The following is a 12743-nucleotide window of genomic DNA, read 5'->3' on the forward strand; positions in this document are numbered from 1 at the left end:
AACCGCACGCCATTGTTTGGCGGTTATCCATCAACTGGCTGTTGACCGGAGACGACAGGCGCGATCGCCGCTAACTCCAGTTCTGGATGATCTTGTTGTAGTTGCTGACAATTCCATTCATTGCGGAATAGTAACACAGGACGACCCCAACTGTCTTTCACGGTCGCGGTGTTGAACAAGCGCCCTACTTTGTTTAAAGCTTCCCAACCATTGACGACCCAACGCGCAACGGTGTATGGTAATAACTCAAGCAGCGTTTCGACACCATATTCTTGCTGTAAGCGAAACTGAACAACTTCAAACTGTAACTGTCCAACTGCGGCGAGAATCGGATCGCGTTTTGACTCATCCGCAGAGTACATAATCTGTACTGCGCCTTCTTCGCGGATTTCAGAAACTCCTTTGTGAAATTGCTTAAATTTGGAAGGGTTGGGGTTGCGCAGCGTCGCAAATAATTCTGGTGAAAAGCAAGGAATGCCTTCGTATTCGATTTTTTGACCTGTATAAATTGTATCGCCGATCGCAAATACGCCAGGATTGTTTAAACCAATGACGTCGCCAGGAAACGCGATATCAATTGATTCGCGGTCTTGGGCAAATAATTTCTGTGGGCGTGATAATCGAATTGTTTTTCCGGTACGCGCGTGATTAACAGTCATGTCTTTTTCAAACTTTCCTGTACACACGCGGACAAACGCGACGCGATCGCGATGTTTCGGGTCCATGTTTGCTTGCAGTTTAAACACAAATCCCGTGAATTCTGGATACGTTGGCGCAATTTCTCCGGCTGTACTCCTACGGCTACCTGGTTTGAGTGCGTATTCGAGGAAAGAATTAAGAAACAGATCGACACCAAAGTTTGTCATGGCACTTCCAAAAAATACGGGTGTCATTTTGCCTTGGTGAACTAAATCTTGGTCGAGTTCGGCCCCTAATTCGTCTAAAAGTTCGAGTTCGTCTTTGAGTTGATAATATAAATCTTGCTCTAAAAGTTCTTCAATTTTGGGATCGCCAACATCGATTACCGTATCGACCGCTTCGCGGCTACCATGTTCGACACGCGAGTATAAGTGAATTTGCTGCTGATGGCGGTCAAAAACACCTTTGAAGCGATCGCCCATTCCAATGGGCCAATTTACTGCATACGTTTGTAGCCCTAATTCCTGTTCAATTTCGTCTAACAGTTCGAGGGGTTCTCTTCCTGGGCGATCAAGTTTGTTGATAAATGTAAAGATAGGAAGCTGACGCATTTTACAAACTTCAAACAACTTCCGTGTTTGCGGTTCTAAACCTTTTGCAGCGTCAATGAGCATCACAGCATTATCAGCAGCGGCAAGCGTGCGGTACGTGTCTTCGCTAAAATCTTGGTGTCCTGGTGTGTCGAGTAGATTGATTTGACAATTTTTGTATTCAAATTGCAGGACGGTTGAGGTAATCGAAATTCCCCGCTGTTGCTCCATTGCCATCCAGTCTGATGTTGCCTTACGCTGTGCGCGTCGTGCTTTTACCGATCCTGCTTCGTGAATTGCTCCACCGTAAAGTAGTAACTTTTCTGTTAGTGTCGTTTTCCCCGCGTCTGGGTGAGAAATAATTGCAAAATTACGCCGACGTTCTACCTCTGTGTGCAATTCAGGCTGAAGGTCAATAGATGTCATGAATGCTATGCTAATGTTATGGGAATTATGCTTTTCGTTCTTTGATAATTATACAAAATTATCTGGAGCAAATTCTTATTTATTAGGTGGTGCGATAGCATTCTTGTTTGCGGTGTACGATTTTTTTACGCAGACGCATTGGCGAAGCCTTACCGCACGTAGCGTCTCTGTCAGGAGAATGCTACCACAGAGGAAAGAGTTAAAGAAAAAATCTCATGAATTGTTGAAGATCTATGTAAATTTTTTAGATTATGCTTTTTCTTTGCGAGTATGTCTTTTATAAACTTTTGAAATAATCTCTTTTAAAGAACTATAAGATTATTTTTGGTTGAGTCTATTTTTCAATAGAGGGCATCTTTTCACTTAGTTAAAATCCTATCAAAGCAAATATTTTTGTTTTTTTTAGACAACTATAGAAAATATAACTAAAGATAGTACTATCGTGAGTTTATCTCTTTGTAAACTGATAAGTAAGAATTGAGGAAATGTAATGTACGACTCAGACCAAAGGAAAATTCTTTCAGTATTATGCCACGGCTCAATTTTTTTTAGTACGACGTTAGTGTCGGTAGGAATTCCGATAGCTGCGTTATTTTTATCCTCAGATCCTGTAGTAAAAGATAATGCTAAAGAGGCAATTAACTTTCACTTTAATGTATGGTTATATGGCATCATTATTGCAATCCTCGCTTTTGTGACCTTGGGTGCATTAGGGCTAATTTTAGGACCAATCTTATTTCTATTCCATTGGGGACTGCCAATTTTAGGAATTGTGCAGATTTTGAATAATCCCGATCAAGTTTATCGCTATCCTTTTATTTTTCGAGTATTTTAACCTTGAGTGCTTCGCCTTACGCGCTATGATGCTTTAGGCGATCGCACTCTTGTTCTACCGCCTCACGACAAGGCTTATTTGAATTTTTATAAACTTTCACCGGATTTTACTAGCACTAAAGTGAAGTTCTAGCTATTGTCACTCGCTACAGAGGTGTTGCATGGCTACGGACTACATTGTATTCGTTCATGGTGTAAATACGCGTGAGGAACGCGAAGTCAAAACTTATGCAGATAAGCTAATTGAGCGAATCGATCGAGAAATTGCAAGTCATTCATCGAATATCACTCGCAAATACATTCCTCTTTATTGGGGTGATGTTAATAAGCCAGAAGAAGACAAGTTATTGAACAAACTAAAACAGTCACCAACGTGGAAAAAAATGTGGTTTCAGGAGTTCCGCGAAAAGCAACTGATGCAGTTTGTTGGTGATGCAGCACTTTATATTAGCCGCCATGTTGGTTCTAAAGTTGTTATGGCGATCGCAGAACAACTCAAGAAAGTACTTCCTGCGAATCCTGAACCAGGCGATCGAATGCACTTGGTTGCGCATAGCTGGGGTACTGTTATTTTATTTGACGTCTTGTTTGCAGCGCGGTGGGATAATCCCGATCTACCCGCGTATGAAAGTGTGCGCAGAATTCGTCAAGGAATTTTTGGTGTTAGGCCTGAACCGCTTCATGGAATTCGGCTTTCAAGTATCCACACTATGGGTTCGCCGATTGCTTTTTTCAATTTAATCAATGTCGTTTCTGGGGAAGATCAAGCGAGGGGCGAACGCGAACTAACACAAGAGCAAGCCAAAAAAATTGCTACTCACGATATTACGCCACAATTAGAAGCATTATTAGAGCAACTTTATAATGAACGCGGACAAAAAACATTACCGTGGCGCAATTTTATACATCCAGGCGATCCGGTTGCGTATCCACTCGCAACGATTATGCCTGATTTAGTCGATGGTAAGCGACAGTTTTTAGACATCCAAGACCTTGTAACTAGCAATGCAGACTTGTCAGACTTTTTAGTACAACCCATTAGCCGCTCGTTTTTAGCATTATTACATGGTGGAGACGCGCACGGTAGCTATTGGGAAAGTCGCGATGTTGTTAAAGCGATTACTGAGGTTATTTTGCAAGAAGCTGCTAATCCGCTTGCTGTTGTTAGTACCTAGCGAACACTAATTCAGGCGATCGGGTATTTCAATAAGTCATCAATGATTACAAAAATATTGCCATCGTACCTGATGCGAACTATCGACAAAATAGACTTGAGAAGGTTTCGTAGTAGAGATTTAAGCTAGTGCGATCGCCTCCGGCGCTGCGCAAAGCGCAATCGCCCTTCAGCATGATTGAGGAGGAGATTGTCTTTAACTGCGCCTTGATAGAGTGCATTCCACAGTTGTTGCGCGAGCGATCGCATTAGCAGATTTACGGTTGATTAAAATGAAACTTGCCAATCTTTATTGTGAACTCAAATCGCTTTGTGTTTTTTAGTATAAAAGTCACAAAATTGAGATATTTTTCTTGTTTAGTGGAAGCTATTTATAGTATTATTAATTAGTGTTTTCTTCATAATGGAAATATAAGCAAATTTCAATACAAGCACAGATTCCCATTATGAAAAAATCATATCAGACCTCAGGTAAGATTTCAAGCACTTAACCCCCTAGTATTCAGGAAATATATCTTAATTTATCAGAATCGCTATTTTGGGGAAACTTAGCAACTGAGCGTACTATACTGCAAAAAATAAGCTACTCAATTCGCGCTAATTTTCTTGAGCTTCATTTTTGATTGTTTAAATAAAAGCTATGTTTCCCATTCATCGCCCTCGCCGCTTGAGAACGCATCCGCAGTTACGCCGGATGGTACGTGAAACCGTTTTAACAACTAGCGATTTAATTTATCCCTTGTTTGCTGTACCTGGTGACGGTATTGCCAAAGAAGTGAAATCGATGCCTGGTGTTTACCAGTTATCAGTCGATAAGATTGTTGAAGAAGCCAAGGAAGTATATGACTTAGGAATTCCTGGGATTATTTTGTTTGGGATTCCTGAAGATAAAGATACCGATGCTACTGGCGCGTGGCACGATTGCGGAATTGTGCAAAAAGCCGCGACTGCGGTTAAAGAAGCAGTTCCAGATTTGATTGTCATTGCAGATACGTGTTTGTGCGAGTATACTGCGCACGGGCATTGCGGTTATTTAGAAGTCGGCGACTTGACAGGAAGAGTATTAAACGATCCGACACTAGAATTATTAAAGAAAACCGCAGTATCTCAAGCCAAAGCAGGCGCAGATATTATCGCACCATCTGGAATGATGGATGGCTTTGTTCAGGCAATACGCGGTGCGTTGGATGATGCGGGATATCAAGATACACCGATATTGTCTTATGCGGCGAAGTATGCATCGGCGTATTATGGTCCTTTTCGCGATGCGGCGGAATCAACACCGCAGTTTGGCGATCGCCGAACTTATCAAATGGACCCTGGTAACGCGCGGGAAGCTTTAAAAGAAATTGCGCTGGATATTGCAGAAGGTGCAGATATGCTGATGGTTAAGCCCGCGTTAGCATACATGGATATTATCTGGCGCGTCAAGGAAGCAAGTAATTTACCTGTTGCAGCATATAACGTATCTGGCGAGTATTCCATGATTAAAGCCGCTGCGCTTAATGGTTGGATTGACGAACAGCGCGTCGTTCTAGAAACATTAACCAGCTTTAAACGTGCTGGTACAGATTTAATTCTGACTTATCACGCTAAAGACGCGGCGCGGTGGTTGCAGTAGTTTTGATTGGTGAATCTTAGCTGTTATAAGCAAAATCCCTACCTCCTGGTAGGGACTCACTATCAAGCATTGTGCCGTCAAATACGCAATTTTTTTTAGCTAGTAGCCTCTACGGGCTGTTTTTGGGATACATTACCTGGTATCGGTTGTTTCTTGGTGGCTGTATCTACGGGAGACAATTCAATATGATTCAACAGCGTTGTTACAAAAGCAAACAGTAGGAAAGGCAGTGAGAGTAAGATAATTAGCCCTACTGTAGCGAGAGCATAAATTGGACGTCTAGCGCCCATTAGCGCCATTGCCGAAGCTAAACTCACGGTGATCGTAATCAGCCAAACGATGATTTGACCGTAGATATCACCAAAGGTCAAAGTACAGACAAAGCGATACTTTTGGATGTTACTCATCATAATCTTCTGCAAGGTTGTTTAAAGTTCTAAATTTTAAAGCCCTGACTGTGTTGTAGATGATTTCTAAAGGTTTTTGACAGGTTTGCAACAGGACTTTACAAAACGAAGAGATTGGTAAGAGCTAGTGGCGATCGCGCACTGCAAAAAATGCAAAATACATAAAGTAGAGAAAATCAACGTAACTTGAAGGCTGGTAATTGCTAATTGGGAAAAATATCTATTACCTATTATCCATTACCGAAGCAAGTTATAATTTAATACTAAAAGCTTTATTAATTCAATATGTGACTAATGGAAGAATTAATAACACTTAAACAACTTCTTCATGAGGGCAAAGTGACAGAGGCTCTGGAGTTGGTTGAAGAACTAGAAGAAATGAGTAAATCGGATAAACTGAATAAAATTTTTAGTTATGGAATTATATTATTATTACATTTAATCAAACAATCAGCTGAAAACCGTAGTACCCGCTCATGGGAACTTTCAATTCGTAATGCTGTTAAGCAGATTCAACGTACTAATCAGCGACACAAAGCGAAAGGAACTTACCTTACTGAAGACGAATTAATTGAAACATTGCAGGATGCTTATGGGTTAGCATTAGAAAAAGCTGCAATTGAAGCATTTGAAGGCATATATGAAAAGGAGGAACTCGACAAAATGGTTAATCGAGAACAAATAATAACAATGGCAATGAATCTACTAAAACAAGAGTAATTATTTCAACTGAAACTCATCAAATTTCACAACTTTTGAATCTGGTTCTCGCGTATCAAACGCATAGCTAGTAATCAAACCACTTGCTGTATCGAAAATACTAAAAACTGTAATATCATTACTGGCAATGTAAGGAGTGGGTTTACCATTTTCATTCGAGAAAGGTGCAATTGTTGGCATGACTGGTTCTCGCCCGTTAGGATCTCCGATCGCTGCATAGTGTTCTTGATAACCCTCAGGGATAGGGCGTTTGTTTTCGCCGACGTGTGCGCCGTAGGAATTACCCACATTTGAAGTTTCTAAATAGTGCGTTCCATGAGGACTCACAAAACGATTCCAGAGATGTGAATGACCATAAAATACAAGTTGTACGTTTGCTGCTTCTAGTAAAGGAACAACATCGCGGATGAGATAATCGGCATCTTGGGGATATTCGTAGCGTATAGCTTTAATCGTGCCATCGTCGTGGCGTTCAATACTTTGCACCGGATCGGTGTAAGCAGGAACAATGTTTCCTCCCAGCGAATGGGGTGGATGATGCAACATCACAATTTTGAATTTTGCTTGTTGAAACGCTGGGCTACAAAGTTCTTGCTGTAACCAGATATATTGAGGGCTACCAGGCGCGATCGCTTCAAAAATATGCTGTCCGTAACCCCAATTTTCAGGTTGATTTAAATCGGCTTCGCGTTCGCGATATTTACCCTTAAACTTGCCATTAAGATGAGGATAGCGCCAAGTATTCGTGGCATAGAGTACGACTAAGCGAACGTCACCAAAGCTAAGCGCGTAGTAGGTTTTTCCGCCCGATTCACTTTTGGGTAAAGTAAAAATCTCTTCGTAGGTGTCGGTATTAAACGAATGATCTTTGAGTGTGCGATCGCTTGCATCTTTTAGTCTTGCTTTGGCGATCGCGCGGGGAACCGCATCATCAAATTCAGCATCTAAGCTATCGCTGTACGCATAGCGCCCCATCACCTCATGATTACCAATCGTAGAAAATAGCGGCGCGTGTTGAATGATTTCTCCGCCTGTGTAAGTCGCCTTAGTACCATTTTTGGTTAAATCGTAACTTCCACGACCTTGGAGACAAGGAAAAAAAGCACAACCTCGACTATCATCAAACCATTCAGAAGCGCGATCGGGGACATTCACCATATCGCCCCCAAAAAACACTGCGTCTACTCGCCCTACGGTTTCTACGACTTTCTGCAAATTCGCCGCCGTCATTGGTTTGAGTTGGTGATCTGAAGTTAAAAGAATTTTGAGTGGTGTTCCTGGCTGGGGTTTGGGTGCGAGAGTAAATTCGCGACTTGTAACGGTTTTTCCATCCTCTGTTGTACTCGTAACGTGATAAGGAAGGCGATCGCCAGAAGTTAAATCGCGAACAGTCGCTTCATGTCGCCAGATGTCGCGTGGTGTTGGCTGTTGATAGTGATTTTTAGCGTGAGAATCTTGATCTTCGCGCGTGCGGCTGAGTTTTGTTGTTGTTGCGATCGCACTTTGTTCTAAATTTTTGCCATACAAGACGTTGTGTTCAGTTCCCGCAAATTCGGTAAACCAAACAACATTCACCGTCGTTTCGGTTGGTAATTGCAAAAAGGGATCGCTTAATAGTTGTGGCGCAGAATTCATAATTGGTTGTTCAGATGAGCGCACCTCTAATAGATTAGAGCAGATCAGCACAAGCAGCGCAGCCAGAATAACATTGCGACCCAGATGCTGTAAGTAACGTTTGGATCTGAACATCGTTTAGTCTGCTCTATTTCAATAATTAAAACAATCTGAGAGTTAGATCGGTTTTCTCTCTATAATTTTCCCACCCGCCGTAGTAACGCTAGAGACACAATTATAAATAGAGTTATAGTTTGTGAGGTAAGCTATGTTTCCTTTCTGGGGTAGTAGCTGCTACGGTAGCGAACCTATGTCGCGCAAGACCTTTTTAGAGCGTAGGCTGCGGTTTCTTCAGTGGATGCGAGATGACTTAGAAACCAAATTAGCTGGTATCAATGCGGCGATTGGTAAAGTAGAACAGCAATTAGGTGAAGATGAAACAGCCCAAGTTTGAAGTTAAAGCTTGAGGATGTCGCTGCACTGAGTTTTAGCTGTACTCAACTTATCAGGTGAATATCATTCCTGTCCCAGTGAAGTAACTGGGACTTTTTTATATGCTCATTTGAGCGCAGGAAACCCGAAGCGGTATTGATATAGCCCTGGTCAATAGACTTCCTGCGTGAAGAGAATCGCGAATAAATTCGCCAGCTGAATAAAAAAAAAGTCCACCTCGGTGGAATTAGCTATAAAAATCTTGTTTTAGTGTCCGAAGGGACACTTTGCTTAGATAGCCCTGACTTTAGTCGGAGGGCATCTGTGATTCATGCAGGAGGTCTAATAGAGTTGGGACAATATAGATGCTCATAATGATTTCCCTAACTAGATTTTAGCCCTGACCTCCGACCTCCGACCTCTGACCCTACTGAAGACAATGCTTGCTTCAATGCTGATGCTGATAGCGGCTGAAACTTGGACCATACGTCGCGAGTAAGTTTTCTGGAGAAAGTGCGACTTCTGGAGTTCCGGTGCAAACAAGCGTTTGATTAAGGCAAATAACGCGATCGCAGTGCCGACTTACCATATCAATATCATGGGAAACTTGCAGTACTGTCCAGCCTTCTTCTTGCTGAAGTTCGTGGAGTAAATTGTAAAAATCTGCTGCACCTTGCATATCCACACCCGCAAACGCTTCATCTAAAACGAGTAGTTTTCGGGGTATGACCAAGCAATAAGCGAGTAACACCCGCTTCAACTCTCCCCCACTCAGCGTCCCAATCGCTTGATTGCGTAAATGATAAACTCCAACGCGCCGCAAGGCTTGGGCGATCGCAGCTTTTTTTTCTGATTTTTCAGCATTCCACCAAAAAGGACTTTTCCCCTTTTTTACCCAACCTAGCCCAACTAATTCACTCACCGATAGCGGAAAACTGCGGTCAAAGATAAAGTTTTGTGGTACATATCCTAGTAAGTGGCGTAAGTGTCCGAGGCGTTCGAGGGGACGATCGAAAATTTCTACCTTACCAGTGGAGTGAGGAATTAAATTTAAAATAGCTTGTACTAAAGTACTTTTCCCCGCCCCGTTAGGACCAACAATCGCCGTATTTGTCCCTGGTGATAATTCAAAAGAGACATCACGCACCGCACAATAGTTGTGCTGGTAAACAGTCAGGTTTTCGACTTTTAAAATTGGATGTAAATTATTAATACGCGATGTCATCCTAGTTTACTGACAAGCCGCTTCGATGTTTTGTAGATTTTCGCTCATCGCGGTAAAGTAATGTTGCGGATCGGTTGGTCCCGCTTCTAAAGGATCAATTGATTGCACTGTTAGATTCAAATCTTGAGATAAACTTTGTAGCAATCGATTATCGACTCCAGGTTCCGCAAAGATTGCTTGTGCACTATACTTTTTGACTGCATTAACTGCTTGTTGAATATCTCCTGGCGACGGTTGATCCTCAGGAATTTCAACAACAGCAACTTGCTTGAGTTGATAGCGATTCGCTAAATACGGATACGCATCATGGAACGTAATAAAAGTACAATTAGGATACTGTTGAAGACGTTGTTGAAACTGATTGTGGATTTGGTCTAGCTGTTGGATATAAGCAGCTGCATTCGCTTGGTAGACATCTTTATTCGCCGGATCAGCCGCAATCAAACCATCACGAATATTCTCGACTTGCTGTCTTGCTAATACAGGATCGAGCCAAACGTGCGGATTACCATCTGCGTGATCGTGACTGTGACTATGGCTATGTCCATGATCGTGGTCGTGATCTGCGGCTTTTTCAACGGGCGAAATTTCTCCTAGAGTTTGAATTCCAGTCGAAGCATCGATTTGCTGTAAGTTTGGATTGCCAGCGTTTTTAATTGTACCTTCTAAGAAATCTTCCATTCCTAAGCCATTTTTCACTAACACATCCGCTGTTGCGATCGCTTGTACATTAGCGGGTGTTGCTTGATAATCATGGACTTCGCTACCTGGCGGTACTAAAATTTCTACTTGCGCCCGATCTCCTGCAACTGCCCTCGTAAACCAATACATCGGCAAAAATGTTGCGACAACGCGAATTTGTTCGGACTGCGGCGCGGGAGATTCTTGGGTTTGTTGTGCTTGCGTTTCTTGTGTCGCTTGATTACAACCTGAAGCTATTGATAATAGTAAAAGTGCAACCAGCGACAAGACATTACGCTTGTGACGATGTTGTAGCTTCTGGCGAATCACAATCTCTCCTAATTTTTTTGCTAAAGGTTATAGCTGCTACTTGTGAATATGGGTATTATTATCACAATAATGAGAATGAATCTTATTCTAACAAAAATCAAGCAGTGTTTTCGCTTTTTATTCTTTAGAAAAGTAATTGTCATCTGACATCAGATCGAGGAAACTTGTATTTTAATTGGTGTGAGGAAAAACAAAATGCAGCACAAATCGAAGCGCTTACTTCTTAATTCTGCTGTTTCGGGAGTGATGCTAGCGGCGAGTACGACAGCGATCGCCCTTGTCAGCAATTCGGCATTAGCGCAAGAAGTTTCAACCGAATTCAACTCGAATGCACTTTCACAGGTAACATCAGTTTCACAGTTGTCTGATGTCCAACCGACAGACTGGGCATTTCAAGCACTACAATCGTTAGTCGAACGTTATGGCTGTATCGCGGGTTATCCTGATGGTACGTATCGCGGTAATCGCGCGTTGACAAGATACGAATTTGCCGCAGGTTTAAATGCTTGTCTCGATCGAGTCAACGAGTTAATTGCGACAGCCACAGCCAATCAGGTAACGCGAGAAGACTTAGCAACCCTCCAAAGACTACAAGAGGAATTTGCCGCTGAAGTAGCAACGCTGCGCGGTCGAACGGATGCTTTAGAAGCCACTGTCGCTGAACTAGAAGCCAATCAATTCTCAACAACAACACAACTCACGGGTGAAGTCGTTGTCGGCGCAGCCGGAATTATTTCTGGACAAGACGCCGAGGGTAACGATCTTGATGAGTCAGTCATCCTCGGACAGCGAACGCGGTTGGAATTTAATACGAGTTTTACCGGTAACGATCAACTTTATACACTCATTTCAACAGGCAATTTCCCAGGCTTTTCGGATGTGACGGGAATAACCGAAGGAGAACTCGGTTTTACGCAAGATGAAGCGAATGACGTGGGGTTAGAATCGCTTTTGTATAGCTTTCCTCTAGGCGAAACAACAGAAGTTGTTCTAGGCTTTAGTGGTGGTGCTTTCTATGACTATACAGACACGTTAACCGTGATGGATGGTGATGGTGGTTCTGGGGCGCTATCTGCGTTTGGTACTCGTAACCCAATATATAACCTTGGTGACGGCGCAGGCGTAGGAATTCGCCAACAACTCGGCAATAGCTTGGAACTGAGTTTAGGATATTTAGCTACCGATGCGAGTAGCCCACTTGATGGTAGCGGTTTATTTAATGGACCTTATGCAGGTATCGCCCAGTTAGTCTTAAAACCAAGCGATCGCTTTAATATAGGTTTAACCTACATCAACTCCTACAAAGCTAGCGATACGGGTGCTGGTAGTAGCCGCGCTTCGTTTGCGCGCTTCGATGACGCGTTCTTCGAGAATTTGAATTTAGAACCCGTCGAGGTTCCCACTGTCAGTAACTCCTACGGCGTACAGCTTTCATGGCAAATTAGTAATAACTTTGTTCTCGGTGGCTGGGCGGGTTACACCAATACACGCTTACTTTCCACGTTAGGCGGACTCCTCGAACGAGGCGACAGCGACATTTTTAACTACGCAGTTACCCTCGCTTTCCCTGACTTGGGACGCGAAGGCAACTTACTCGGTATCATCGTCGGTATGGAACCGAGGTTAACTAGCACTGGTGTTGCGCTAAACCCAGTTGCAGCGGCGGAACTGATCGCGGCTAATCCTGATTTAGTCCTTCCAGACTTGGGCGAAGACGAAGATATGTCGTTGCACATCGAAGCCTTTTATCAACTACAACTCACTGACAATTTTGCGATTACGCCTGGCGTGATTTGGATTACAGCACCTGATTTTAATGATGCCAATCAGGATGTCGTGATCGGTGCGATCCGCACGACGTTCTCGTTCTAAATTTATCTAGAATACAAAACGACCAGCCTACCACAGCTGGTCTAAACAATTTATATGCGTTGTTTCTCAATTCGAGGAAACCCAAACTACGCGTTCCCAAAGCAATAGCGGGTTAAAAGCTTGATAATTCCTCGTCTTCTATCAAGACATTGTAACAGGAAACACAGACTTTTTTATC

12 protein-coding genes are annotated in these 12743 nt (G+C 42.8%); 6 read left to right on the forward strand and 6 right to left on the reverse strand.

All coding sequences use genetic code 11. The features are described from left to right. Positions 1-23: 23 nt before the first annotated feature. On the reverse strand, positions 24-1655 hold the full coding sequence (gene prfC / locus GLO7428_RS12590) for a peptide chain release factor 3 (protein ID WP_015188935.1): 1632 nt from the start codon (positions 1653-1655) through the stop codon (positions 24-26). 490 nt (positions 1656-2145) lie between these two features. Here prfC and GLO7428_RS12600 point away from each other — a divergent pair, with 490 nt between their 5' ends. Both GLO7428_RS12600 and GLO7428_RS12605 read left to right on the forward strand, forming a co-directional pair. Next, a complete protein-coding gene (locus tag GLO7428_RS12600; protein WP_015188936.1) occupies positions 2146-2490 on the forward strand; it encodes a DUF4870 domain-containing protein in 345 nt (114 codons plus the stop codon). A gap of 160 nt (positions 2491-2650) precedes the next feature. Continuing rightward, positions 2651-3664 carry a hypothetical protein gene (locus tag GLO7428_RS12605; RefSeq protein ID WP_015188937.1) on the forward strand — a complete coding sequence of 338 codons (1014 nt, stop codon included), beginning with the start codon at positions 2651-2653 and terminating at the stop codon, positions 3662-3664. Positions 3665-3789: 125 nt separating this feature from the next. On the opposite strand, the gene GLO7428_RS29475 is transcribed toward GLO7428_RS12605, so the two are convergent. Next, the gene (locus GLO7428_RS29475; RefSeq protein WP_015188938.1) at positions 3790-3912 is read right to left on the reverse strand and encodes a hypothetical protein; all 123 of its coding nucleotides are present in this window, start codon (positions 3910-3912) and stop codon (positions 3790-3792) included. Positions 3913-4303: 391 nt separating this feature from the next. On the opposite strand from GLO7428_RS29475, the gene hemB reads away from it, so the two are divergent. Continuing rightward, positions 4304-5284 (forward strand): porphobilinogen synthase, encoded by a 981-nt coding sequence (gene hemB, locus GLO7428_RS12610; RefSeq protein WP_015188939.1) that lies wholly within the window; start codon positions 4304-4306, stop codon positions 5282-5284. A 95-nt stretch (positions 5285-5379) separates the two neighbouring features. Here hemB and GLO7428_RS12615 read toward each other — a convergent pair whose 3' ends face one another. Next, the gene (locus GLO7428_RS12615) at positions 5380-5694 is read right to left on the reverse strand and encodes a hypothetical protein (RefSeq protein WP_041918619.1); all 315 of its coding nucleotides are present in this window, start codon (positions 5692-5694) and stop codon (positions 5380-5382) included. A gap of 291 nt (positions 5695-5985) precedes the next feature. Here GLO7428_RS12615 and GLO7428_RS12620 point away from each other — a divergent pair, with 291 nt between their 5' ends. After that, positions 5986-6411, forward strand: coding sequence for a DUF29 family protein (locus GLO7428_RS12620; RefSeq protein WP_015188941.1), 426 nt, complete (start codon positions 5986-5988; stop codon positions 6409-6411). Here the strand turns inward: GLO7428_RS12620 and GLO7428_RS12625 are convergent, their stop codons facing one another. Continuing rightward, complete coding sequence (locus GLO7428_RS12625; RefSeq protein ID WP_041919133.1) at positions 6412-8046, reverse strand: metallophosphoesterase; 1635 nt, start codon at positions 8044-8046, stop codon at positions 6412-6414. A 247-nt stretch (positions 8047-8293) separates the two neighbouring features. Here GLO7428_RS12625 and GLO7428_RS12630 point away from each other — a divergent pair, with 247 nt between their 5' ends. Next, entirely contained in the window at positions 8294-8479 is a 186-nt protein-coding gene (locus GLO7428_RS12630) for a hypothetical protein (protein ID WP_015188943.1), read from the forward strand. Positions 8480-8905: 426 nt separating this feature from the next. Here GLO7428_RS12630 and GLO7428_RS12635 read toward each other — a convergent pair whose 3' ends face one another. Together GLO7428_RS12635 and GLO7428_RS12640 are read right to left on the reverse strand one after the other, a co-directional pair. Then, on the reverse strand, positions 8906-9682 hold the full coding sequence (locus tag GLO7428_RS12635; protein WP_015188944.1) for a metal ABC transporter ATP-binding protein: 777 nt from the start codon (positions 9680-9682) through the stop codon (positions 8906-8908). A gap of 6 nt (positions 9683-9688) precedes the next feature. Next, positions 9689-10693 carry a metal ABC transporter solute-binding protein, Zn/Mn family gene (locus GLO7428_RS12640; RefSeq protein ID WP_015188945.1) on the reverse strand — a complete coding sequence of 335 codons (1005 nt, stop codon included), beginning with the start codon at positions 10691-10693 and terminating at the stop codon, positions 9689-9691. A gap of 195 nt (positions 10694-10888) precedes the next feature. Here GLO7428_RS12640 and GLO7428_RS12645 point away from each other — a divergent pair, with 195 nt between their 5' ends. After that, positions 10889-12565 carry an iron uptake porin gene (locus tag GLO7428_RS12645; RefSeq protein WP_015188946.1) on the forward strand — a complete coding sequence of 559 codons (1677 nt, stop codon included), beginning with the start codon at positions 10889-10891 and terminating at the stop codon, positions 12563-12565. Positions 12566-12743 lie beyond the last annotated feature (178 nt).

The sequence above is a fragment of the Gloeocapsa sp. PCC 7428 genome, assembly GCF_000317555.1.
Lineage (GTDB): Bacteria > Cyanobacteriota > Cyanobacteriia > Cyanobacteriales > Chroococcidiopsidaceae > Chroogloeocystis.